Origin of the sequence: Vibrio sp. 1F169, assembly GCF_041439605.1 — a bacterium.
GTDB classification, from domain to species: Bacteria; Pseudomonadota; Gammaproteobacteria; order Enterobacterales; family Vibrionaceae; genus Vibrio; species Vibrio tasmaniensis_A.
The window spans coordinates 1-25,647 of record NZ_JBGOOI010000064.1; the positions used below are offsets into that span (position 1 = coordinate 1).

A 25,647-nucleotide genomic window follows, 5' to 3' on the forward strand; every position below is an offset into this window, starting at 1 on the left:
AAGAGAAGCTGCTTAATAAGCAAGCAAATGATGACAACTACCTTGAAAAACACCGACATGGTCGAGCACATAGACACTGCTTCTCACGTGGTTTTCAACGGCTACAGCTTTCAGGCTATCGCTCACAACGTCCAGCAGGTTGTTGTTCAAAAGGCTGTTTTTAGGAGTGTAATTTGCTCTAAGGTCTTTTGAAATATTTGTCATTACAGATGCTAAGCCATACTTAGATACTTCAGCAGGAGTCATATAATGCATTCCTTGAGCCGGAGCAGCTTTCAGTGTAAACCAGTAGAAGCCGCTCGGATCTGGTAATCCCATCTTTTTATAATAATCAATGTAGGGTTTATGCTCACTATGACCAACAGGCAATGAAGCCCCTTGTAAAGACCCTTGTGCCCATGAGTGAACGCCTAATCGAGCACCTGGTTCAATCGTTCTTTTCACACCCGCAGCGAAAAGGTCAGTTCCCCCCGAAGCGACATGTCCAATAGAGCTAATGTACGTGTCTAATTTTTTCGCTCTTACTTTGTACGCTAGTTGAATGTTGGCATCATCATTCATAGAGCCACCCATATCGATGAAGTTCAGCGTTTTTGTATTCGGGTGAGCTTTCATCATATCGTCAAATGCTTTGGGGCTACCACTACATGCAACGCCATTGACACTCGCTATTGTACCCTTAATCTTGAAGGTTAAGGCTGTATCCCCTTGTAAGGGTTGCGAACATTTAGAGATAAATACCACTGGCTTTTGCGTTGGCTTAACTGTTGGTTTTTTCGCGGGAGTCGATGAGCCTCCTCCGCCACATCCGGTTACAGTGATTAGTAGAGCTGCAGATAAAATGCTTGTTTTCATTGGGGTCCCTAAAAATTTATATTCACAAATTAATTAGTAAGAAGAATAATTTATACAGGACATCAATACTGTATGACTTTGTCAGGTGTTCATTACATAAAATTACAGTGCTTAACTATATGATTTTGGTTTGTTGATTTGTTGATTTGTTGATTTGTTGATTTGTTGATTTGTTATCTTCACGTCTAACCGCTTTTGAATCGAGAATACGCAGGAGAATTTGTGGGTGGGGAAGGGAGGTTGTGGGTAACGGAAATAATCTCGGGGAATAAAAAAACCTCCGTATATACGGAGGTTTTTATTTATCTGATACTGACTTCGTTAAAGAAGAAGCAAGCCGATATTAGAAGTTAGCAGAGCGTGGTGTACGTGGGAACGGGATAACGTCACGAACGTTGCCCATACCTGTTACGTAAGACACTAGACGCTCAAAGCCAAGACCGAAGCCTGCGTGAGGTACTGTGCCGTATTTACGTAGGTCGCGGTACCAGCTCATGTGCTCAGGGTCGATACCCATACCAATCATGCGCTCGTCTAGAATGTCTAGACGCTCTTCACGTTGTGCACCACCGATGATTTCACCGATGCCTGGTGCAAGTACGTCCATTGCTGCAACTGTCTTGCCGTCGTCGTTTAAGCGCATGTAGAAAGCTTTGATGTCTTTCGGGTAGTTCTTAACGATAACAGGTGCTTTGAAGTGTTCTTCAGCTAGGTAACGCTCATGCTCAGAAGACATGTCGATGCCCCACTCAACGTCGAATTCAAATTTCTTACCAGAATCTAGTAGGATTTGGATTGCGTCAGTGTAGTCAACTTGTGCGAAATCAGCGTCTACAAATTGCTCTAGACGAGTGATTGCTTCTTTGTCGATGCGAGAAGCGAAGAACTCAAGGTCGTCTCGGCGCTCTTCAAGAACAGCAGCGAAAACGTACTTAAGCATGTCTTCAGCCAGTTTCGCTACATCGTCAAGGTCTGCAAACGCAACTTCAGGCTCAACCATCCAGAACTCAGCTAGGTGGCGGCTTGTGTTTGAGTTTTCAGCACGGAACGTAGGACCGAACGTGTAAACCTTGCTTAGTGCACAAGCGTAAGCTTCAGCATTAAGTTGACCAGATACTGTAAGGAAAGTTTCCTTACCGAAGAAATCTTCATTGAAGTCAACTTTGCCTTCGTCAGTGCGAGGTAGGTTCTCCATGTCTAGCGTCGATACGCGGAACATTTCACCAGCGCCTTCTGCATCAGATGCAGTGATAAGCGGAGCTGAAGTCCAGAAGAAACCTTGCTCGTGGTAGAAACGGTGAATCGCTTGAGATAAACAGTTACGTACACGTGCTACTGCGCCGATCACGTTTGTACGTGGGCGTAGGTGAGCAACTTCACGAAGGTATTCGATAGAGTGACGTGTCTTAGCCATTGGGTAAGTGTCAGCGTCTTCAACCCAGCCTACAACTTTAACGTCAGTTGCTGCTAGTTCGAAGTCTTGACCTTTCGCAGGAGACTCAACAATCTTACCCGTTACTTCAACAGAGCAGCCAGTTGTTAGCTTTAATACTTCGTCTTCGTAATTATTAAGATTATTAGGAACCACGGCCTGAATCGGGTCGAAACAAGAGCCGTCATAAATGGCAAGGAAAGAGATTCCAGCTTTGGAATCACGACGTGAACGGATCCAGCCGCGAACAGTTACTTCACTGTCTACCGCTAGCTTGCCGCCAAGTACGTCTGTTACAGGCGCGTAAGTCATGTTGATTTCATTCTCCATTGAGGGACAAATTCAACTCAAAGTCTCTAGCATTGCTGCAAATAAATATACATTTGCACAATAATTAGCCGAAACATTAAGTTGTATAAACTTTTTAAATCGATTGAACATATTACCTGTCATACCGACAGCTTCAACCTTTATTCTTGCTTGGTGAAAGAAATATTGTGTCTACTGAGCAGAAATACCTTTTAGGGTGTGTTTTTTGTTCGATTTGGCTTTCTGTTTGGTATTTGTTTGAGTGCTAAGGAGGTGCGCTAGCGCTAATGGTTAAGTATTCTTCAATACCTTGTAAATCGATGTGAGCAGAGTGATTGAAATGACATGAACTGAAGTTGATTACAACATAGAGCTGGCTGAAATCGAGTCCGCTAGCGGTTTTTGGCCGGATTAAGAAGCGTTAATATTCGAAACCTTTGTTTGCAATATTGGTCGTGTGATTAAAGTGGCACTCACTCTATATTGTCAGCCATTCTGACCTGTGTAGGACAAACGCGATAAAAAAAAGCACAGGTGTTGATTTCGTTCTACTAAACAATCACCCACTAAAGGAGTTTAATGTTCACGTGTTAATTACGCCGCCTTAACCCCTGCATTCTCTCTACACCCGCACTTTTCGAGCGCTCGCTCATTCAAGAAAAACAGTCGATCAAATTATGTCTCAACAAGGCAGGGCTGGCTGTACAAGTAAAAGAGAATTACATGCTTAATTATTTAAAAAAACACTGGTTATCAAACGTTAAAGGAGATTCATTATCTGGGATTGTGGTTGCACTCGCATTGATCCCTGAAGCCATCGCATTTTCAATTATTGCAGGCGTTGACCCTAAAGTAGGGCTCTATGCCTCGTTCTGTATTTGTGTCGTCACTGCTTTGGTTGGCAGTCGTCCGGGGATGATTTCCGGTGCAACAGGCGCTATGGCGCTATTAATGGTCACCTTGGTGAGAGATCACGGACTAGAATATCTACTCGCTGCTTCATTTTTAGCTGGCGTCATTCAAATCGCAGCCGGGTATCTTAAGCTTGGTAACCTAATGAATTTCGTTTCCAAATCGGTGATTACTGGATTTGTTAACGCGCTCGCGATTCTCATTTTCATGGCCCAGCTTCCTGAGTTGATCAACGTTCCTTCAAGTGTTTACGTGTTAGTCGCTTTGGGTTTGGCGATCATTTATCTGCTTCCTTATTTTCCCAAGTTTGGTCGTGCAATACCTTCTCCATTAGTCGCGATTGTTGCCCTGACTATTATCAGTTTGTTATTTGGTTTAGATGTCAGAACGATTGGCGATATGGGCAAGCTTCCGGATTCACTGCCTGTGTTCTTGATCCCTAATATTCCATTCACGTTTGATACGCTCACAACCATCCTTCCATATTCTATTGCTCTATCTCTTGTAGGTTTATTGGAATCATTGATGACGGCGACGATCGTGGATGACCTGACCGATACTGAAAGTAATAAGAACAATGAATGCAAAGGGCAGGGTGTAGCGAACATCGTGGCTTCACTATTTGGTGGTATGGCGGGGTGTGCGATGATTGGCCAGTCGATCATTAACATCAAATCAGGCGGTTTAACCCGATTATCCAGTATGATCGCTGGGGTTGTTTTGTTGCTAATGGTGGTGTTTGTTTCTGATTGGTTGAAGCTGATACCGATGGCGGCTTTAGTATCTGTGATGATCATGGTTTCAATCGGCACGTTTTCATGGCGTTCTGTTGTTGAACTTAAAGATCACACGCTCCCTACTAATGTGACGATGCTAGCGACCGTAGCGGTGGTGGTGTTTACGCACAATCTCGCGATAGGTGTTGCAGTTGGCGTGGTGTTGTCAGCTTTGTTTTATGCGCATGCCAGCAAGTCGATGGTCTTTATATCTGATGAAGTGGTGACTAACGAACTGCACACCACCCATCGAGTAAAAGGCCATGTCTTTTTTGCTTCTTCAGATGCGTTTGTCGATCTATTTGACTATGACAAGGCCACGTCTTTAGTGACGATCGATATATCGGATGCATCGTTCCTAGATAACACGTCGGTTGAGGCGCTTGATAAGGTCGTGTTTAAGTTCCGAAAAAAGGGTGCTTATGTAGAGGTCGCAGGAATGGATACCGTGAGTGCGAATCTGATATTCAAGCACGCGATGTACCACAAGCATAAAGATTTAACCGCGGTTTCCATTACGCACTAATCGTGGTTTAAGGTGATCTTAAAATCTTAAAATCTTAAAATCTTAAAATCTTAAAGCCCGAACTAGACATTGTTATGAAGATAAAGCGCTCATCTTTGAGCGCTTTTTTGTTGATGTCGCTAGGGGAATTCTAACGGCCTATGACTGACCTTTATCGTTGGTATTTGAGTTCGATAAGGTGAATTGATTGATAAGAGATTCAAGGTGATCCGACAGCTCTTCTAAATCATTACTGATTCCACGAGTTTCAGCTGCAGACTGCGATGTGTTGTCGGCGTGAGAAGTGATGGTTTCAACTTTTTGTTGCACATCTTGGGTTGCTTGTGTGGTGGATTGCGTCTGTTGCTGAATATTTTGTGCATGAGCTAACACTTGTTTCATTTCTTCAACGACACCGTTCATTTCAACGGACAGTGCGTCGATATCTGTCGATATCTGTCGAGCTTTGATGTGCTTGTTCGCAAACGCGGTCAGCAGAATTCAGCGATTCTTCACTGCCTTGTTGGAACTGATGAATGATAGACTCAATACTGCCAGTAGCCAGCCTCTGCCGTTCGTGATGCAAGATTACGAACTTCATCTGCCACTACCGCAAAGCCGCGACCTTGTTCTCCCGCTCGAGCCGCTTCAATCGCTGCATTCAAGGCTAGAAGGTTGGTTTGGTCGGCAATGCCACGAATCACACTCAATATTGAAGAGACTTCTCCAGTTTGCTCATTAAGTGTTTGTATCTTGTGTTTCACTTCTTCGATACTGCTCACCAGATTCTTTATCTCACTACTTGCATCATGTGCTTGGTTAGCACTCTTACAAGCCACATCTGAGGTGTGATTGATGAGTTCTGACGCGGTTAAAGTGGCTTGTTCTACATTGACCTGTTGTGCTTGTATTCCTTCGACATTGTTTTGCACTTCTGTGGTTTCGTTTTGTTGATCGCTGGCGGCTTGCTCGGTAATTTGTGCAACACTAGTCAGTTGGTTGGCAGACGCATTCAGTTTGTGCGAGGTGTCTTGTACCCTCTCTAAGCTGTCGGAAACCGTGCCCATGAACGAGTTGATGGAGTTAGCAAGCGTACCAATTTCATCCTTGCTTTGCTCTGGCAGTCGAGTTGATAGGTTTTTATCACTGCTGACTTGAGTCATAAAGCGAGAGGTTTGTTGAAGCGGGCGAACGATTATCTTACGAATCAATCCCATAGTAAGAACGAATCCGGCAAAGGAGATCACTGCCATGATACCGATCGCTGTCATCGTTTGAGTATTGATCAGCGAGTTGACATGGTTAAGGTTATATTCAAGTCGAATTGCACCTAATACTTCACCTTCTGGTGCCATATGACATGCCACACAATTGGTGCCGCGATAGTTCTCGCTCGACTTCATTGGCAGAGCAATAACCAAGCCTTTACCCCAATCGGCAGAAAAGGGTTCGATAACAGTTTCGCCTGCTAGCGCTCGTTTATCGATATCATCAATAGGTGTTTGGTTGTCATTGCCAGGTCCGTACAATTTGCTCACTGCATCGGCGCGCAGTACACGAACATTTTCAATGCCTTCTTGCGCTAACGCTTTCTGACGAAGGGTCTCTTTTTGTGCCATGGTGCCAGTCAGCATCATCATATTAAGGCTATCGAAATAGTTGCTTGCCTTATCGTGAAGCTGCTCACTTAACACCGAGTTTACAAGTTGCTTTTGCTGCGAATATTGAAAGTAAGTTGATATTGCAAGCAAGAAAGTGAACACAATGGCGAGGGCTACTAGGATTTTAAAGGTGATTGTTGAGCGCATAAGGTGTTTGTTTTTATTAAGTATAATGACATGCATACTTTACGTGTAAGCGGCTCTACCACCTATGGGGTATAACCGATTGTGTGACCACACTCCGGTTGTGGTTATGTTTCTGTGATGTAGCGGGTTTGTTTCTCGCTGGACGAGAAGGTTAAGCGTATGGTGAATTTCAAGCCATCTTTATATGTGTTTTATTGTGACTCAAGTGAGTGGCTAGCAACAAGCTCCCCCCTTGCAGCCAATAAGGCCGTACAGTGGTGATAGAACTTGTAGTGTGTATTGGTTTTACGTAATATTGCGTGTCATTTTTTTAGCCTGAGAAACACAATGAGAACTGAGTTATACAAAGAGTTTATGTTTGAAGCAGCACACCATCTTCCACACGTGCCAGAAGGGCATAAGTGCGGTCGTTTGCATGGTCACTCTTTTCTTGTTCGTTTGTACGTAGAAGGCGAAGTTGACCCGCATACAGGTTGGGTAATCGACTTTTCTGAAATTAAAGCTGTATTCAAACCAATTTACGACCGTTTAGACCACTACTACCTAAACGACATTGAAGGTTTAGAAAACCCGACAAGTGAAGTATTGGCTAAGTGGATCTGGAATGAACTTAAACCAAGCTTGCCACTTCTGAGCAAGGTTGAGATTAAAGAAACATGTACAGCGGGTTGTATCTACCGCGGTGAATAAGGTTTCGATGCTGTAGATTTCAAAGATACAGCTATCAAAGTTACAGCTATCAAGGCAACAGTCTTCAATACTATAGCTTTCAAGGTTATAGCCTTAAAAGCTATAATCGAACGAAAGGCGCTTACAAGAGCGCCTTTTTTGTAGCTGTCATATATGTTTGGGTGTTCTTTATACAAGCTTTGTTGTTTATGGGGTGGGGTGTTTATAGTTCCGCTTTTTATTAATAATGATTATTGTTTTACGCGGTTTGGTGGTCGATTTGTATCCAAATGGCTATTTTGTTCAATTTAATAGCAAAAAATGTGGTTATAGCGTTGTGTTTCAAAGCTCATTCGATAAGATGAAAATACCTCTAATGATAGAGGTAGGGCAGCAACGGATACGCTGCTTCAAATACTATGGAATGTGACTCAATTATTGGACACATACATGAAATTCAAGATTACATCGCCGATTATTGAACCTACGGAAGGTTCACCACATCAGTTAATGCTAACTCACGCTTCTCGTTTTACCTCTTTTAAGACAAGCTCCCCTTTGAACGCCCTGTTCGACAACGTCTCTGCACGCTTCTTTACCGCTTATCGCTCCTATTGTTATTCGTTTTATAACTTTATTTCTATCTGAATTCCTTTGTCATCCGCTCGATGAACGAAGACTCATATCTATAAAAACTAAACAAATAAGTTAAAAACAATGAATATTAAAATGATGGGTAGCTCCCTAATTATCGCTGGTACCGCTCTCGGTGCTGGTATGCTTGCGATTCCAATGGTATTAGCTCAATTCGGATTGCTTTACGGCACACTGCTTATGGTACTGATCTGCTTCGGTACGACTTATGCAGCATTACTACTTCTAGAAGCGACCATCAAAGCGGGTGGCGGTCTAGGATTAAACTCTATTGCCCGAAAAACCTTGGGCAAACAAGGTCAGTTGATTACCAACGGCCTACTTTACGCGTTATTGATCTGCCTATTGATGGCCTACATTCTGGGTGCGGGTGATTTGCTGAGTAAGTTACTGTCTAACTTAGGTGTAGACATTAGCGCAACGACGAGCCAAATCACGTTTACTTTACTTGCTGGTGCTGTAGTCGCAAGTGGCACCGGTGTGATTGATAAACTCAACCGTGCTTTGTTCTTCGTTATGCTTGCTAGCTTGTTTGCAACCATGGTGTTCTTAGCGCCGAGCATGACTCAAGAAAACTTGATGCAGGTAACCAGCCATGACCATGTTGATCTAATCAAAACCAGTGCCATCCTGTTTACGAGCTTTGGCTTTATGGTTGTGATTCCAACCTTAGTTTCTTACAACCACGAAGCGACAGACAAACAGCTGCGTAACATGGTGATCGTCGGTTCTCTGATCCCATTAGTGTGTTACTTATGTTGGTTGTTTGCGGTAGTGGGTAACTTGAGCGAAGAGCAATTCAGGAGCTTCAAGAACGTATCAGATTTGATGGCGGCGTTTAAGGCTCAGTCTCCTTGGGTGGGTAACGTTCTGTCTACCTTCACTGGCTTGGCGTTGTTGACCTCTTTCTTTGGTGTAGCGATGTCTTTGTTCAACCAGAACAGAGACATGTTTAACCAAAACACAGCGGTCACTTACTGCATTAGTTTTATCTTGCCGCTGGCGGGTTCACTGCTTGCTGCAGATAAGTTCCTACAAGTGTTGAACTATGCAGGTATCATCTTAGTGTTCTTAGCCGTGTTTGTTCCTCTGGTGATGGTTCATAAGCAACGCTTTATGAAGGTAGCGGAAGACAGATACAGTGCTGAAGGTGGTCGACCAATGATGCTTTTCTCATTGTTGTTTGGTTGCTTCTTGCTTATCTCACAAGTGATTTAGCAGAACAATTTAGTGGTTGAATCAATCAGTCACCAAGCTTTAGCGACAAAAGCTTAAGATACAAAAAAAGGAACGCATCGGCGTTCCTTTTTTATTATCGGTTTATTAATTCAGAAATGATTAACAAACAACCTTAACTGCCAAACCACCTTGAGAAGTCTCACGGTATTTAGCGTTCATGTCTTTACCGGTTTCTAGCATTGTTTCGATAACTTTATCTAGAGAAACAGTAGGAGCCGAAGAACGACGAAGTGCCATACGAGTCGAGTTGATTGCTTTAACTGCAGCAATACCGTTACGCTCGATACATGGAACTTGTACTTGGCCAGCAACTGGGTCACACGTTAGACCTAGGTTGTGCTCCATGCCGATTTCTGCAGCCATACATACTTGCTCTGGGCTACCACCCATAAGCTCAGCAAGACCAGCAGCAGCCATAGAACACGCCACGCCAACTTCACCCTGACAGCCAACTTCAGCACCAGAGATAGAAGCGTTACGCTTGTAAAGACCACCGATCGCGCCAGAAGCTGCGAAGTAACGGATGTAGTCTTTCTCTGTCACTGTTTGAATGAACTTATCGTAGTAAGCCAATACAGCAGGGATGATGCCACATGCGCCGTTTGTTGGTGCCGTTACTACACGACCGCCAGCTGCGTTCTCTTCGTTTACTGCGAAAGCAAACATGTTCACCCAGTCAACAACCGTCATTGGATCGTTAGTTGTTTTTTCTGACGTGATCAGTTGTTGGCGAAGTGCTGCTGCACGACGAGGTACACGCAGTGGACCAGGCAGGATACCTTCAGTATTCATACCGCGATCCATACACTCACGCATCGTTTTCCAGATGTTAGCGAAGTAAGTGCGAGACTCTTCGTCTGAGTGGAAAGCCGCTTGGTTTTTCATAACCAGTGTACTGATAGAAAGACCACTTTCTTTACACTGATTAACCAGCTCTTCCGCTGTTGTGAATTCGTAAGGTGCTTTAATTGGGTTTTCTTCTTCTTTGCCGAAGTTCTCTTCGTCAACGATGAAACCACCACCAATTGAGTAATACGTTTTTGAATATGCGACTTCGTCATCAACCCAAGCATGAATGCTCATGCCATTCTCGTGCAGAGAAAGGTTGCTAGTGTGGAAGTTCATTCCGCCGTCGCGAGGGAACGAAACAGTATGACAGTGCATACCGACAGGTAGACGTTCAGTTTCTTCTACTCGAGCAATGAAGCCTGCAATAGAATCGATATCAACACGCTCAGGAGTATTGCCAGCAAGACCCATGATGATTGCGATATCTGTGTGGTGACCTTTCCCTGTCAGTGATAGTGATCCATATACGTCCACGGTGATTTTAGTGATGTCGCGCAATTTTCCCATTGAACGTAGGTCATCAATAAATTCTTTACCCGCTTTCATTGGTCCAACTGTATGTGAGCTCGATGGACCAACACCGATTTTATAGATATCAAATACACTAATCATAGCGATTACCTCAAAAAGAGAGCCTCCCAAGGGGAGTAGGGAGGCTCATTTATTATCATTATATTTTTTGTCTAACCTCGCCATATAAGATGAATGTCATCTTATAAAAAGGGCTTGAGATTAAAGAGCGCCGTAGATTACAGAACTAATAGCCGCTAGACCACATAAAGCTGTAAAGATTTGCACAGGTGCTGAAGTTTTGTACTTAGCCATAGCTGGTACTTTGTTCATTGCGAATACAGGCATTAGGAACAGGATAGCTGCAATCATTGGAGCACCCATTGTTTCAATCATACCTAGGATGCTTGGGTTAACTACCGCAACAATCCAAGTTGTAACAACGATGAACGCTAGAGAAGCTTTCTCAATCGTGCTGATTGAAGAACCAGAGCGAGACTTGATTAGACCAACAAGACCTTCATGAGCACCTAGGAAGTGACCGAAGTAGCTAGAAGTGATTGCTGCGAACGCTACTAGAGGACCCATGTAAGAGATAAGTGGAGACTCGTGAACGTTAGCTAGGTAAGAAAGTACAGAGATGTTTTGAGATTGCGCTGTTGCTAGTTGCTCTGGAGATAGAGAAAGTACTACAGAGAAAACGAAGAACATTACAAAACCCATCAGCATCATTGCTGCGCCACCAGTGATCGCGTCAGTTTTCTTAACCGCGTCTTCACCGTACACACGACGTTGCTCTTTAGAGAACTGTGAAATGATTGGGCTGTGGTTGAAAGAGAACACGATGATTGGAATCGCAAGCCAGATAATAGAAGGCATTGCTGACCATTCTGGGCTTGTTTCCATCATTGAAGTGTTCCAATCAGGAACTAGGTAGAAAGACAATGCTAGTAGGATGAATACTAGTGGGTAAACCATTGCTGAAGTTGCTTTAAGCATCAGCTCTTTACCGAATACAACACCTGCTGTCATAGCAAGGATAAGTGCACCAGAAAGAAGAGGACGAGGAATAGATTCCATGCCCATTTGGTTTACTAGGAAAGAGTCAACTGTGTTTGTAATACCAACACCGTAGATAAGAACGATTGGGTAGATAGCGAAAAAGTAAGCGAAAGTAATAAGGTTCGCGCCAGTCTTACCGAAGTGTTCTTCAACTGTGTCTGTAATATCTGCTTCTGGGTTCTTAGAAGACAGTACGAAACGAGCTAGAGATTTGTGTGCGAACCAAGTCATTGGTGCCGCGATTAAAGCTAGGATAACTAGTGGCCAAAAACCACCCGCACCAGCTTTGATTGGAAGGAATAGTACACCAGCGCCAACTGCTGTACCGAATAGTGATAGACACCAGGTAAAATCTTTATAGTTAAACTTGCTTGTATCTGTAACGGCATTTGCCGAAGAAGTTGTTGTGTTCATGTTAAATTACTCATTTTTTGGGAACAGGAAATAAGTCGGGGCTAATTCTGCAGAATTTTCTTCTACAAAAAATAGATCTAAATCATGTAATGAAACGGCGTGTCACATGATATGCGAAAAACGGATTTTTGATCACGAAAATAGCGTGCCACAGGTGATTTATGTTTATGCGTGCTATTAGTTTATCTTATGCGAAAGGCGGGGTTGTACAGAATTATACCAGGGAAACGTTTGCGTAAAATTGGATTAATAAATCTGTTCCATGGAAAAGGCTGTGTTTGTTAACAAGGATTAAACAAAACGTAGTTTCTATGTAATTTGTTGCACTACGTGTTGCTGCAGTGATTGGATGATTTGAGCCGTAACGCCCCAAATTAGGTGCTCTTGGAAGGGCATGGCAAAAACACGATGCTTGATTTTTTTTAAGTTAACAGTGTGGCTGTGTAACTTGGCTTGGTCTAAAACATAGGTGGCGGGCACCTCAAAAATCGAAGCAACTTCGTTCTCATCGATGATGGGTTTATAGTCCGAATCGACCACTACAACAATCGGTGTAACTAAAAATTTACTAATGGTACTCAAAGTGGGTAATTGCCCAACAATTTTAACCTGATCCGATCGAATTCCGACCTCTTCGTGAAGTTCTCTAAGTGCGGTGAATTGCATAGAAGGATCGGAGAGTTCGTGTTTCCCTCCAGGAAAGCTGATTTGACCAGGGTGATGTTTTAAATGAGCGGCTCTTTTCGTAAAAATAACATGTAAACCATCCTCTCGTTCCACTAAGCCGACTACCACTGCTGCTTTACGCAATTGATCGTCATTGATGTGTGAAACGCGCTCAACGGATTCTGGGTGATAGCCAACGGTAGAGTTGAGCTGGAATTGTTGAAGGAAGTTATCTTTGTTCATATAAAGCCAATATATTGATTATTATGATTTTAAGTATAGTCATAACCGTGTGTTGATTACCAATTTCGAATTTGCCTTCACTTTCCTCCGTTAGTACCGGCAATAACTGGAAATAAGAAGGGACTGGGTAGCGGCGTTTTTCAAGGTAAATGTTCCCAATCTTCTAAGAGTGACGGATTTTGCTATATTTGAATATGTGTACTTCTACTAGTAAGCGTTATCCATGTCATAAATTGGGTGATGAAACGTACATTTTCTGTTTAAGAATTTGATAACAATGACTTAGTGGACCATTCTAAAAAGAAATAGAAGAAAAGGTATGAAATGAAAGGAATCATATTCACCGAATTTTTAGAGCTTGTTGAAGACAAGTTTGGGTTAGAGCTTTTGGAAGAAGTTCTAGAGATGTCAGAAGATGAAGGGATCTACACATCAGTCGGAAGTTACGACCACAAAGATCTTGTTCGATTGATTATAAACTTGAGTAAGAAAACCGATATTGATGCAGCGAGCCTGCAACGTGTTTTTGGACAATCGGTTTTTAAGAACTTACTGGCCTCATTACCGAATAAAGCGAGCCTCGCCCATAGCAACACCACTTTTCAATTTATTCAGCACGTAGAGCGTTACATTCACGTAGAAGTGAAGAAGCTCTACCCAGATGCTGAGCCTCCACAATTTAGCTTTATCACCACGACCGAAGCGCAACTTGTTTTTGACTATAAAAGCGCACGATGTATGTCTCACGTTTGTTTGGGATTAATCGAGGGGTGTGCTGACTATCATGGTGAAACCATCGTGGTAGAAATGACACCTCAGAATGATGACCAAAGTGTGGTTAGGTTTAATCTCAAAGTAGAAAAGTGATATGGATCTGGCATCTGCCCAAGAGAAAAAACTTAAACGTCAAATAGCAGCACGGAAAGCGGCTGAAGCCTTGTTGGAGCAAAAGAGTCTCGAGCTGTTTGAGGCCAATCAACAGCTTGAACTTGCGTTGCGCCAATTAGAAAAGCGTTCAAATGCGAATATTCGACGGATTGAATTCCAAGAACAAATCGACAACCTGTTGATTGATTTCGGACGCGCGTTTCTGAGGAGTGATCTCGATGATGTGATGTTGTCCCAATTGACGGCGAGTGTAACTAACAGTTATCTAATTGAAGCCAGTCGCTTGGTTTTACCCCCCAATCTAATACCTCAGTTACAAACCCATGACTATGGTGATGAAACAGTCGAGGTAATAGAGAAAGATATTCAAGAACCTCATTGGCAAGGTTGCTTGCTTACCGTGCCATTAGAGGTCGAAAAAGTGAGTGTGGGCGCGTTAATCGTTCAGGTCAGGTTGTTAGATCAAGACTACGAATTCATCCAAAGCCAACTGTTGTTAGTGACGGACCTTATCTGCAGTGCGTTAACTCATCAACTTGCGATTAACCGAAATATAGAATCACGTAAACGAGCGGAAGAGTCCGAAAGGGCAACGCGTGACTTTGTCGCCATGATTAACCATGAATTGAGAACCCCACTCAATGGTCTTCTTGGTAGTGCGGAGTTGATTAGCGACACCGAACTGAGCAGTTCTCAACGTGAGATCGTGAATAACTTGAGCCAATCCGGTGAGTTTCTTAGAACCATCATTAATGACCTTCTCGATTACAGTAAAATCAATGCGGGTATGCTGGAATTAATGCCCAAAACATTTGCACTCCAAAATTTGAAAAATACCATTGATAGTATTTTTACCAATCGAGCGATTGAAAAGCAGATCCAGTTTGATGTCAATGTAACCGATGGGGTACCCAGTCACTTCTACGGTGACTTAGAGCGTATTACTCAATTGTTCGTGAACTTAATCGGCAATGCAATTAAATTCACCGATCAAGGCCATGTGAGCGTAGAGATAAAATGGCTTAACGACCAATTTATTTTTTCTGTTGAGGATAGTGGCGTTGGTATTGCTCAATCTGCTATTAAGACACTGTTTGAACCTTTTACACAGGCCGATAACTCAAGTAGCCGAAATTACGAAGGGACAGGGCTTGGTTTAGCGATTTGTCGCAAGCTAGCTGCGTTAATGAGGGGAGACATTGAGGTGAGCAGTATTGTTGGTTCGGGTACGACATTTACCATTTCACTCCCTCTTCAAGTTGTCGATACACTGGCTGAGCGCGATAGTGTCGCCAAAGGTTTTGAGTCTGAGGTTGAATTGACATTGCTTAAAGTGCTGGTGGTTGATGATATTAAGATGAACCAGATCATCATCCAACAAATGCTACGCAAATACGAAATAGAGCCAGCGATTGCCGGTAATGGTATAGAAGGGTTGGAATTAGCGTCGAATAATGAGTATGACATTGTGTTTATGGATTGCCGGATGCCAGTCATGGATGGTTTTGAAGCGACGAAGAAACTGCGAAGTTCAGGATATAGCCAACCAATTATTGCATTAACCGCTGGTACGACAAAAGAAGAGCGAGAGTTGTGTATTGAATCTGGTATGGACGATATATTGAGTAAACCCTATACCGCTAACGACTTAGTGATAATGCTGAATAAGTGGGGCTAATAAATATCATTGCCTTTGTAGTGAGTGAATATGCAACGTTATTGATTTGTCTCTAATGTCTTGAGTATATTGTCAATGTAACAAGTGAGCTGACAATGCTATACGTTCACTTACTTTATTGGTCGCTTTTATTAATTATATTAAGGAGGTTTGAAAAACTATAAAAATGGATTCGATATGAAAAAAATGATAGTGACGCTTGCTCTAATTGCACCTTTATCTGCAGTGGCTGCACAAAAAGACCCAAATGGTTTCTATATCGGAGTAGGAGCTGGTTCAACTGAACTTGATGATGGTGGTTTTGGTAAGGCCATAACTCGCAAAACCACAACAACTGAAACTGAATCACCTTCTTATAAACTCATTGCCGGTTATCAGATCAACCGTATTATTGGTATCGAAGGCCAATATACTAAATATGGAACGTCTACAACAAAAGTAGGCAGTTCAAAAGCATTCACAACAGACTTTAGTTCAATTAGCGTTGCTGCGAATGTTGGTTATACGTTCGATATTGGTCTTCGACCTTATGCACTTTTAGGTTATAGCTTTTTAAATTCAGAAATTGAAAACAGTGGTAATAATAAATACTTTGCGACTAAGTCATCAACCGTATCTGGTATAAAAATGGGGGTGGGCGTAGTGTATGCAATTCCTGCTGCACCAGCTCTAGCATTACGTGCAGGTATTGATTGGGAAGCAGCTGATATCAAAGTGAAAGATGAAAAGAACAAAGAGTTATCTAACGTTCACACGCTAGGCTCATTCTATTTGGCTACAACATACACCTTCTAGGCTAGTGTTATTGAAAAGCTAAGTAGGTGATTGCCCACTTAGCTTTTTTAATATTAAAGTACTTTCCAGATTGGCTTTTTAGCTGTTTTTAATAACCCGTTTTAATAAATCTAGATTAAATTTATCTATCAGCCAGTACAGGCAATATTCTACTCAGCTTATCAAGAGTCTCTTGGTACTCAGAAGTACAATCACTATCAAATACTACACCTCCTCCAGCCCAAGCATAAAGTGTATTGTTTTCTGCCACTAACGTACGAATCGTAATGCTGGTGTCCATTCTGCCATTACGGCTGATATAACCAATGCTACCGCAATACGCCGAGCGACGATGAGGCTCTAGCTCCTCAATGATCTGCATCGCGCGAACTTTTGGAGCGCCGGTAATCGACCCCCCGGGAAAGCAAGCCCTTAATAGGTCATGTGCTGAATGATGGACATCAAGCTCTGCCCTTATCGTGCTCACTAAGTGGTGCACAGCAGGGAAACTCTCTATATCGAATAGCTTTGGTACATGAACCGATCCCGGCTTTGCGACTCGGCCAATATCATTACGAAGCAGGTCGACGATCATCAGGTTTTCTGCCTGATCTTTCTCAGCATTCAACAGGTCTTGAGCATTGGCGTCATCAATCATGGAATTTTCAGAACGAGGACGTGTCCCTTTGATTGGCTTGGTTTCAATGGTGCCACTATTGAGCTCTAAAAAACGCTCAGGTGAGACACTGAGAATGGTGCAGCCTGCTAAACGGATAAAACCAGAGAATGGAGCTGAGTTGTACTTCTCTAACTTTTCATAAGCGAGCCATTCACTGCCTTGGTATTGGGCATTGAAGCGCTGAGCAAGGTTTATCTGATAACAGTCACCCGACAACAAGTACTCTTGAACGCTATCGAATTTATTGGCATAACTTTGTTCAGTCATATTGGATTGCCATGGGGTGGTTAATCCAAACTTCTGATGAGTTCGTTCTGCTTGTTCTGCTTGTTCTGCTTGTTGGCTTGGCGATTGTTGTTGAGTTAACCAATCCCAATGGGTATCAATGTTTTGCCCAACAAGGAACGCAGCTTTAAGCTTATGATCAACAATCACAGCCCATTCATACAATCCAACCGCCATGTCTGGTGCAGAAATATCACGCTTAGCAAGAGAGGGAAGAGCTTCTACTCGTCGCCCTAAATCGTAACTAAAATACCCTAAAGCACCACCAACGAAAGGCAGTTCAGGGTGCTCACTGATTGCGGGTAGTAATTGCTGCTGATATTGGTCGAGTAGTTCGAAAGGGTCTGACTCTGAAACCTCGCACGTCTCGTTAACATTAACGGTCGTTTTTACACCGATTGTCTCAAAGGTGGCGATGGGTTGAGCAACTAAAATGTCGTATCGACTATCAACGTGGCTTTCTGAGGCCGACCGTAATAGCATTGCCCACGGCACGCTTTCAATATGAGAAAACAGCTGTTTAGCTAAAGTTGATTGATATTCAAGCTGCTTGATTTGGATAGAGCGAAATTCGTTGTTATTCATTTGTTTAATTTGTGACAAAGAGTTCGATCACTGCATGGCGTGTGAGAGGAAGCAAGAGTATCATAAATTGAAAATAAAATGGGTTCTTGATTAGAACGGAGTAATCCAAGTGGTTTAGTTTACAGCTATGCAAGCGATTGCTAAAGCAACTAAATACAGCTCAACACAATAAAAGGCTAAACCATCTAATCCGATTCGGCACACATAGCCAAACAATGAACCCACATGGAACCAGAACAATAAAGAGGCATGCAATGACGGTTATTCGTAAGCAAGATGTGATCAGCAGTGTCGCTGACGCACTTCAGTACATTTCTTATTATCACCCTTTAGACTTTGTCCAAGCCCTAGAAAAAGCGTACGAGAAAGAAGAGAGCCAAGCAGCTAAAGATGCTATTGCTCAGATTCTTATCAACTCACGCATGTCTGCGGAAGGCCATCGTCCAATTTGTCAGGATACGGGTATTGTTACTTGTTTCGTGAACATCGGTATGGATGTTAGGTGGGAAACGGATCAAACAGTACAACAGATGGTTGATGAAGGCGTTCGTCAAGCTTACAACAATCCAGATAACCCATTGCGTGCATCTGTCCTAATGGACCCTGCAGGTAAGCGTATTAATACCAAAGACAACACACCAGCGGTTGTTCACATTAATATGGTTCCAGGCAACAAAGTTGAAATTCAAATCGCGGCAAAAGGCGGCGGTTCTGAGAACAAAACCAAGATGGTAATGCTTAACCCTTCTGATGATATTGCAGAGTGGGTAGAGAAGACGCTACCAACAATGGGCGCGGGCTGGTGTCCACCGGGTATGCTAGGTATAGGTATTGGCGGTACGGCGGAGAAAGCCGCGGTACTCGCTAAAGAATCTCTGATGGAACACATCGATATCCAAGAGCTTATCGACAAAGGCCCAGAGAACGCAGAAGAAGAGCTTCGTTTAGATATCTTCAACCGTGTAAACAAACTGGGCATTGGCGCACAAGGTCTTGGCGGTCTAACGACTGTGGTTGACGTGAAAATCAAAACAGCACCAACGCACGCAGCCTCTAAGCCTGTTTGCTTGATCCCGAACTGTGCGGCAACGCGTCACGTACACTTCACTCTAGACGGCAGCGGCCCTGCAGAGCTAACACCACCTAAGTTAGAAGAGTGGCCAGATATAACTTGGGAAGCAGGCGCAAATACACGCCGTGTTAACCTTGATGAAATTACTAAAGAAGACGTTCAAGATTGGAAGACCGGCGAAACGGTTCTTCTATCAGGAAAGATCTTAACGGGTCGTGATGCAGCGCATAAGCGTATTCAAGGCATGCTTGAAAGTGGTGAAGGTTTACCAGAAGGCGTCGACCTGAAAGGTAAGTTCATTTACTACGTTGGCCCTGTTGATGCTGTGGGTGATGAAGCGGTAGGTCCTGCTGGCCCGACAACGTCTACTCGTATGGATAAGTTCACCGACATGATGCTAGAAGAAACTGGCATTATGGGCATGATTGGTAAAGCAGAACGTGGCCCTGCGACCGTTGAATCAATCAAACAACATAAGTCAGTTTACCTAATGGCTGTTGGCGGCGCCGCTTATCTTGTTGCAAAAGCAATTAAGAAAGCACGTGTGGTTGCGTTTGAAGATCTCGGTATGGAAGCGATCTACGAGTTTGAAGTTGAAGATATGCCGGTAACGGTTGCGGTTGACTCTAATGGCGTGAACGCGCACCAGATCGGCCCTGACACGTGGAAAGTGAAAATTGCTGAAGCTGAAAAAGCATAATTAACCGACGCCAAAAAATTGTAATTGTCGCTAACTTCAGCGTTTGAATTGCAAATCTTGACAGAAAGTTGAAGACAAAAGTGCAGCATTATTTGCACTTTTGTCTTATTATCAATGATATAGTGATAAACACATAGTTTGATATAAGAACATAGGAGAGAGGAATGCCTCGTTTTATTCAGATCCTACAGATTATCTTGGCAGTGGTGATTGGTGCTTTTGTTGGTTACGACCTGATCTTGAAAGGGATCAGTATCTTTGATAACAAATACGTGACGATTACTTGTGCACTTTGGCTAATCGCAGAGATTGCACTGTTTGTTATCTACAAGTTGATTGAAGACGATTAAGAGTCAGATATCGCAGACAAATTCTAAAGCCCCTGATTATGAATGTAGTCAGGGGCTTTTATTCATCTAGCATTAAGAATGGGTATTGCATACTCACCACTATTAATAAAAGAACAAGCAAAAGAAAAAGCAAAAGCATACAAACAACCCTAATAGGGAAAGAACATAGGCTAGCCTATCTATTATCATAACCGACTGGCCTAATTATCACGGAGTCGTTCAAATGAAACACCTAACTCAAGAAATGAGTGACTTTATAAGCAGAGGAACGGATTCTCACATTCGAGTAGCGGTCACGGGGCTTTCTCGTGCGGGTAAGACAGCATTCATTACTTCGCTGGTTAATCAGCTTCTTCATACGTCTACCCACAAAAATCTGCCTCTACTTGCATCGGCGAGAGATGGCAGAATTATTGGCGCAAAGCGCATCCCGCAACAAAACATGATGATCCCACGTTTCTCTTATGATGAAGCGATGGAGTCGTTGAATGCACAACCACCAGAATGGCCAGTGCCAACGCGAGATGTTAGTGAGATTCGTCTAGCAATTAAATATAAGCCAGCTAAAGGCGCAAAGAAGCTGCTGAGCAAAAACAGCACCCTTTATCTCGATATTGTTGATTATCCGGGCGAATGGCTGCTTGATTTACCTTTGTTGGACATGGATTTTGATACTTGGAGTCAATCTCAATTTGCCGCGTTGAAAGGCGATAGAGAAACCTATTCGCAACAGTGGAACACAATACGTGGCGACATTGACTTGCTAGCCGAAGCAGAAGAAAAGAAACTGGTCGCGATTGCCGATAGCTATACTCAGTACCTTCATACTTGTAAGGATAACGGATTGCACTGGGTACAACCGGGTCGATTCGTATTGCCGGGTGAGCTTGAAGGCGCGCCTGTGCTGCAATTTTTCCCGTGCGCTGCTCCCGAGGGTAAGTTCTCAAAAACCAGCAACTATGCGGTTTTAAAAGCGCGTTATGAAGAGTATCAACAGAAAGTCGTAAAGGCGTTCTATAAGAATCACTTTGCCACGTTCGACAGACAAATCGTGCTGGTGGATTGCTTACAACCACTTAACGCAGGCTATGACTCTTTCATGGACATGCGTGGTGCGTTAGAACAGTTATTGAAGAGCTTTAAGTACGGGCGAAGCAATATGCTAAGACGCTTGTTTGCGCCGAAGATTGACAAGATCTTGTTTGCTGCCACTAAGGCTGACCATGTGACACCGGATCAACATCCGAACTTGGTATCGCTGTTACAGCAGATGGTACACCCTGCTTGGCAACAGGCGGCGTTTGAACACATCGACATGAGTTGCATGAGCATTGCGTCTATTCAAGCGACCAGCGCGGGTTATATCTCGTCAGGCTCAGACAATGTTCCGGCGTTGCAAGGTGTGACTTTGGATAATGTCCCTCAAACCATGTATCCGGGAGAGGTGCCGCGTAAACTGCCAAACAAACAGTATTGGGAAACCAACCAGTTTGATTTTACGAGCTTTAGGCCGATGGAGCAGCACTCTGACGAGCCTTGTCAGCATCTGAGAGTCGACAAGGTTTTAGAGTATCTCATTGGCGACAAGTTGAAGTAATTGAGGTAATCAAAATGAGTGAATTAAAAACGAAACAGGTCTTTGATGAACCTTTAAAGACCTCGTTCGATGAGCCGGATAAGAATGAAGTTACCCCAGATTTGGGTGCTCAAAAGTTATTCACGGAACAAGAGAAGTTTGTGCCCGTTGCACCACAAGTGGAAATCGACCTTGATGGTGACGCTGAGCAACAACTGGAACAAGTGATTCGACCGAGTAAAAAGAAGAAGTGGTTTGGAACGGGCTTACTTGTCGCTTTCTCTGGCCTAGTCGGATGGCAGGCGATTGACTCTGTCATTATTGCTATTCAAACCGCTGACTGGCTAGCTTTAGGTTGGGCAGGTTTCATCGCTGCCATTGCTTCATTAGGTTTAGGTGCAATAGGCAAAGAGTTGTGGAAGCTGCGTTCGCTGAAAGATCATTTCAGTGTACAAGAGCAGAGTGAAGAGCTGTTACAAAGCCAGAGTGTTGGTAAAGGCAAAGCATTCTGTGAAAACATTGCCAAGCAGGGCGGTATTATCGCTGAATCACCCGCCTATGATAAGTGGCGAAACAGCATTAATCCTGCGCACAGCGATGCTGAAGTGTTGGATATGTACGATGCGTTGGTCGTGAGTCAGCAAGATAAGGTCGCTACTCAGATCGTCACTAAGTTCTCGACCGCATCGGCGGCTTTGGTTGCAGTGAGTCCATTGGCTGCTGCTGATATGTTGCTGGTGGCGTGGCGTAATTTCACCATGATAGACAAGCTTGCTGATGTGTATGGCATTGAGCTTGGCTACTGGTCTCGTATAAAGCTATTTAAACTGGTGTTAATCAACATGGCCGCTGCAGGAGCCAGTGAACTCGCGATTGATGCGAGTATGGATCTCGTCTCGATGGATCTTGCAGGCAAAGTCTCAGCTCGAGCTGGGCAGGGGCTCGGTGTCGGCATCCTCACTGCGAGACTGGGCTTAAAAGCCATGACATTGCTGCGTCCTATGCCTTGGCATAGTGAGCGAAAAGTAAAACTATCCGACCTTCGCAAAGCCGTCCTTTCTGAAATAAAGCGCATTACCTTAAAGTAAAGCGAAGTGCTTAAAATTGAAATGTAGGAAATAAAGCGAATTACCTTCCTATAAAGTCTATATACACAAGGAAGTTGAGTGATTTGCGAGCGAAGAGTAAACATATGTTTACTCTTCTTCTTGACTGAACTTAGAGCTTAATTCACACTACTGTCAACTTATCCTGACACCTATAATAGGACTATTTGTGCGTCTTGAAGTATTGTGTGAAGACAGACTCGGCTTAACGCGTGAGTTGCTCGATATCTTGGCCTCAAAAAGCATTGATTTAAGAGGAATCGAAATTGATGTTAAAGGTATTATTTACCTAAATTGCCCGGATATTAATTTTGATGCTTTTAGTGAACTTATGGCTGAAATTCGCCGAATTTCAGGTGTGAAGGATGTACGTAAAATCCAATTTATGCCAAGCGAAAGGCATAACACAGAACTGATTGCCCTGCTGGCAAACCTACCTGATCCTGTGATTGCGATTGACCTTAAAGGCTCAGTCGACATGGCAAACCACGCTGCATTGAACCTTTTCAACAAACAAGAAGAAGAAGTGATCGGTGAGCCACTAGCGACGTTCGTTCCTAGCTTCAACTTCGCTCGTTGGATTGAAGGCGATGTAACGCGTCACCGTGAAGTCGTGGTGCTAGATGGTCTAGATTTCTCTATTGAAATTCTGCCTATTTATCTAGGTGGTGATGTCAACGAGGCGGTACTGGCGAGTGCAGTAATGACGATTCGTTCTTGTAACCAAGAAATGAACGCGCCAGACGCCATCCCTGAACAGAATAACCTAGGTTTTGAACACTTTGTTGGTGTCTCTAATCGCCATAAAGCCTTGATCAGTCAAGCTAAGAAACTGGCCATGCTAGATCAACCTCTGCTTATTGAAGGGGATACAGGTACGGGTAAAGAGATGCTGGCGAAATCGTGTCATAACCGTTCAAATCGATCTTCTTTTCCATTTTTGATTCTAAGCTGTGCATCAATGCCTGATGACGTAGCAGAAACGGAATTGTTTGGACATGCACCGGGCTCATTCAACCATGAACAAGGTCATAAAGGCATCTTCGAACAAGCGAATGGCGGTACGGTATTTTTAGATGAAATCGGCGAAATGAGCCCGCATCTACAAATCAAACTGCTGCGTTTCCTACAAGATGGCTCATTCCGTCGTGTTGGTGAAGAAGAAGAGATGCACGCGGATGTTCGTATTATCGCATCAACGCGCCATCGCCTTTCTGAATTAGCCGACTCGGGCTCGTTTCGTGAAGATCTGTTCTACCGCTTGAATGTACTGACTTTATCGATTCCTGCTTTGCGTGAACGTTCAAACGATGTTGCGCCATTACTGGAGCTATTCGTTGCAAAGTACGCACAGCAGTTAGGTATGTTAAAACCAAAGTTGACTCAAGAACTAGTCGACCAATTAGGTAACTACCAATGGCCGGGCAATATTCGTCAGTTAGACAACATGGTTCTACGTGCACTAACAGAGTTGGATTCAGATACGTTAACGGTTGAGCAATTCCACCTGCCACAGCTTGACACTATGACTGCTGGAATGGCGAACTTAAGCTTAGACGGCTCGCTTGACGAGATCATGAAAGACTATGAATCTCAGATTTTAGAGAAGCTTTATCAGTCTTTCCCATCAAGCCGTAAGCTTGCTAAACGTCTGAATGTTTCTCACACCTCAATAGCGAATAAGCTTCGTGATTACGGTATCAGAAAGAGTTGATGATATTAGACTGCTAAATTCGGTAAGAGTGAGGCGGTAACGTAAAAAGAGACAAAAATAAGAACAAGACTATGGAAGATTCGAGTACGCAGCAACGTATTGATAAACGTGATGGCAACCTAATTTTACGAACGGCTGAGATCTATGATGCGAGCATGATCAGTGAGTACTTTCAGGTGAACAGAGAGTACCTTAAGCCTTGGGAACCGACCCGAGAGGATGCGTTCTTTGACAGAGCTGATTGGGCTCAACGGCTGATTAAGTTAAACGAACTCCATAAATTGGGGCTAGGCTATTATTGCTTGTTGATTAATGCCGATTCAAATGAAATGTTAGGTACCATATCGTTCAGTAATTTGTCTCGTTTCCCGTTCTACGCTTGTAATGTCGGTTACTCATTGGCGCAAAGTGCACAGGGCCACGGTTACATGCGCAGAGGCTTGAGCATGGCTAAAGACTACATGTTTGATGTGCAGAACATGCACCGCTTAATGGCGGGCTATATGCCTCACAACGAACGAAGTGCGGGTGTATTAGAGCATCTTGGTTTTGTTCGAGAAGGTTTTGCCAAAGATTACCTACAGATTAACGGTAGATGGGAAGATCACGTGTTGACGGCACTGGTAAACCCAAACTGGCAAGATAAACGCTCCGTGTGAGTGTAAAACATTGAATTTAGATACAGCGGAGAACATAAATAAAATTAAGTCATCGCTGTATCGAAAGAACATATAGGCATGGTAAGCCCATAAGCCTGAGAAGATATTTGAGGAATTTTGATGTCATATACAACTTTGGAAGAATACCAAAGAAAATGGATTTTCACTCACCAGTCAATGCCACTACCCGCTGAAGATTTGGAAAAGATAAAACCAATGACACAGGCAAGGGCATCTCAGTTTTGGAAAGAGAACGTAAGCCCTCAAAGCCCTGATGCTGAGAGACTAAGTTCGCAAGACTGGCCGAGCAAGGCATCTAACTGGAACGAAGAGATCAGCTGGATGGCAAATTGGGAAGCCGATGAGCCTGAAATGCCAGAAGAGATCCTTAACTTCATTGATTGGCAAGATGACGTAACTGTTTATTTTTGTTATGAAAAATATAACATTCTCGAAACTAAGTGGTCAGTTTTTAAGAAGCACTGGAAAAACTTTTTGTTCTACGATGATGGCCCTATTTTACTAGGTCGCCGTCGTTCAGAAGCACTTTGGTTTGCTACAAATGGTACGGTTAAAATTGGTAACCGTGCTTAAGTTCGGTGTGATTTAATCGTGCGAGTGTTGGGGCTTTGTTGCGTAATTCAATGGAACTAAATCAAGAACCTACGATCTGATCAG

At 43.4% G+C, this 25,647-nt stretch carries 20 protein-coding genes and 1 pseudogene; 14 read left to right on the forward strand and 7 right to left on the reverse strand.

Annotated elements, in window-relative coordinates:
* Positions 1–12 precede the first annotated feature (12 nt).
* Entirely contained in the window at positions 13–855 is an 843-nt protein-coding gene (locus ACED53_RS18595; RefSeq protein WP_371692894.1) for an alpha/beta hydrolase, read from the reverse strand.
* 343 nt (positions 856–1,198) lie between these two features.
* Complete coding sequence (gene asnS, locus ACED53_RS18600) at positions 1,199–2,599, reverse strand: asparagine--tRNA ligase (protein WP_004734710.1); 1,401 nt, start codon at positions 2,597–2,599, stop codon at positions 1,199–1,201.
* Between the two features lie 720 nt (positions 2,600–3,319).
* On the opposite strand from asnS, the gene ACED53_RS18605 reads away from it, so the two are divergent.
* Positions 3,320–4,810, forward strand: coding sequence for a SulP family inorganic anion transporter (locus tag ACED53_RS18605; protein ID WP_017101482.1), 1,491 nt, complete (start codon positions 3,320–3,322; stop codon positions 4,808–4,810).
* Positions 4,811–4,948: 138 nt separating this feature from the next.
* On the opposite strand, the pseudogene ACED53_RS18610 reads toward ACED53_RS18605, so the two are convergent.
* Positions 4,949–6,597: pseudogene (locus ACED53_RS18610) on the reverse strand (methyl-accepting chemotaxis protein).
* A gap of 327 nt (positions 6,598–6,924) precedes the next feature.
* On the opposite strand from ACED53_RS18610, the gene queD reads away from it, so the two are divergent.
* From queD to ACED53_RS18625, 3 genes are all read left to right on the forward strand, one after another.
* A complete protein-coding gene (gene queD, locus ACED53_RS18615; RefSeq protein WP_009847038.1) occupies positions 6,925–7,287 on the forward strand; it encodes a 6-carboxytetrahydropterin synthase QueD in 363 nt (120 codons plus the stop codon).
* Between the two features lie 429 nt (positions 7,288–7,716).
* Positions 7,717–7,914 carry a hypothetical protein gene (locus tag ACED53_RS18620; protein WP_048611631.1) on the forward strand — a complete coding sequence of 66 codons (198 nt, stop codon included), beginning with the start codon at positions 7,717–7,719 and terminating at the stop codon, positions 7,912–7,914.
* A gap of 81 nt (positions 7,915–7,995) precedes the next feature.
* Positions 7,996–9,138, forward strand: a complete 1,143-nt coding sequence (locus ACED53_RS18625) for an amino acid permease (protein WP_102580041.1) — start codon at positions 7,996–7,998, stop codon at positions 9,136–9,138.
* Between the two features lie 120 nt (positions 9,139–9,258).
* On the opposite strand, the gene ACED53_RS18630 is transcribed toward ACED53_RS18625, so the two are convergent.
* The 3 genes from ACED53_RS18630 to ACED53_RS18640 form a co-directional block, all read right to left on the reverse strand.
* Positions 9,259–10,620 carry an L-serine ammonia-lyase gene (locus ACED53_RS18630; protein WP_009847036.1) on the reverse strand — a complete coding sequence of 454 codons (1,362 nt, stop codon included), beginning with the start codon at positions 10,618–10,620 and terminating at the stop codon, positions 9,259–9,261.
* Positions 10,621–10,740: 120 nt separating this feature from the next.
* On the reverse strand, positions 10,741–11,994 hold the full coding sequence (locus tag ACED53_RS18635; protein ID WP_009847035.1) for an aromatic amino acid transport family protein: 1,254 nt from the start codon (positions 11,992–11,994) through the stop codon (positions 10,741–10,743).
* A gap of 309 nt (positions 11,995–12,303) precedes the next feature.
* Positions 12,304–12,903, reverse strand: a complete 600-nt coding sequence (locus ACED53_RS18640; protein ID WP_009847034.1) for a CoA pyrophosphatase — start codon at positions 12,901–12,903, stop codon at positions 12,304–12,306.
* Positions 12,904–13,227: 324 nt separating this feature from the next.
* Here ACED53_RS18640 and ACED53_RS18645 point away from each other — a divergent pair, with 324 nt between their 5' ends.
* The 3 genes from ACED53_RS18645 (at position 13,228) to ACED53_RS18655 (ending at position 16,264) form a co-directional block, all read left to right on the forward strand.
* Positions 13,228–13,770 (forward strand): heme NO-binding domain-containing protein, encoded by a 543-nt coding sequence (locus ACED53_RS18645; RefSeq protein ID WP_017096742.1) that lies wholly within the window; start codon positions 13,228–13,230, stop codon positions 13,768–13,770.
* A 1-nt stretch (position 13,771) separates the two neighbouring features.
* Complete coding sequence (locus ACED53_RS18650; RefSeq protein WP_102580040.1) at positions 13,772–15,469, forward strand: ATP-binding protein; 1,698 nt, start codon at positions 13,772–13,774, stop codon at positions 15,467–15,469.
* A gap of 177 nt (positions 15,470–15,646) precedes the next feature.
* Entirely contained in the window at positions 15,647–16,264 is a 618-nt protein-coding gene (locus ACED53_RS18655; protein WP_017101486.1) for a porin family protein, read from the forward strand.
* 121 nt (positions 16,265–16,385) lie between these two features.
* On the opposite strand, the gene pabB is transcribed toward ACED53_RS18655, so the two are convergent.
* The gene (gene pabB, locus ACED53_RS18660; protein WP_017101487.1) at positions 16,386–17,792 is read right to left on the reverse strand and encodes an aminodeoxychorismate synthase component I; all 1,407 of its coding nucleotides are present in this window, start codon (positions 17,790–17,792) and stop codon (positions 16,386–16,388) included.
* 254 nt (positions 17,793–18,046) lie between these two features.
* Here pabB and ACED53_RS18665 point away from each other — a divergent pair, with 254 nt between their 5' ends.
* The 7 genes from ACED53_RS18665 to ACED53_RS18695 all read left to right on the forward strand — a co-directional run bounded on the left by ACED53_RS18665 (position 18,047) and on the right by ACED53_RS18695 (position 25,563).
* Entirely contained in the window at positions 18,047–19,564 is a 1,518-nt protein-coding gene (locus ACED53_RS18665; RefSeq protein ID WP_029222862.1) for a fumarate hydratase, read from the forward strand.
* Between the two features lie 164 nt (positions 19,565–19,728).
* Entirely contained in the window at positions 19,729–19,914 is a 186-nt protein-coding gene (locus ACED53_RS18670; RefSeq protein ID WP_004734731.1) for a hypothetical protein, read from the forward strand.
* Positions 19,915–20,137: 223 nt separating this feature from the next.
* Positions 20,138–21,511 (forward strand): YcjX family protein, encoded by a 1,374-nt coding sequence (locus ACED53_RS18675; protein WP_017101488.1) that lies wholly within the window; start codon positions 20,138–20,140, stop codon positions 21,509–21,511.
* A 14-nt stretch (positions 21,512–21,525) separates the two neighbouring features.
* On the forward strand, positions 21,526–22,578 hold the full coding sequence (locus tag ACED53_RS18680; protein WP_017101489.1) for a YcjF family protein: 1,053 nt from the start codon (positions 21,526–21,528) through the stop codon (positions 22,576–22,578).
* 187 nt (positions 22,579–22,765) lie between these two features.
* Positions 22,766–24,310 (forward strand): transcriptional regulator TyrR, encoded by a 1,545-nt coding sequence (tyrR, locus tag ACED53_RS18685; RefSeq protein WP_017101490.1) that lies wholly within the window; start codon positions 22,766–22,768, stop codon positions 24,308–24,310.
* A gap of 71 nt (positions 24,311–24,381) precedes the next feature.
* A complete protein-coding gene (rimJ, locus tag ACED53_RS18690; protein ID WP_017101491.1) occupies positions 24,382–24,969 on the forward strand; it encodes a ribosomal protein S5-alanine N-acetyltransferase in 588 nt (195 codons plus the stop codon).
* Between the two features lie 120 nt (positions 24,970–25,089).
* A complete protein-coding gene (locus tag ACED53_RS18695; protein WP_029222863.1) occupies positions 25,090–25,563 on the forward strand; it encodes a DUF2947 domain-containing protein in 474 nt (157 codons plus the stop codon).
* Positions 25,564–25,647 lie beyond the last annotated feature (84 nt).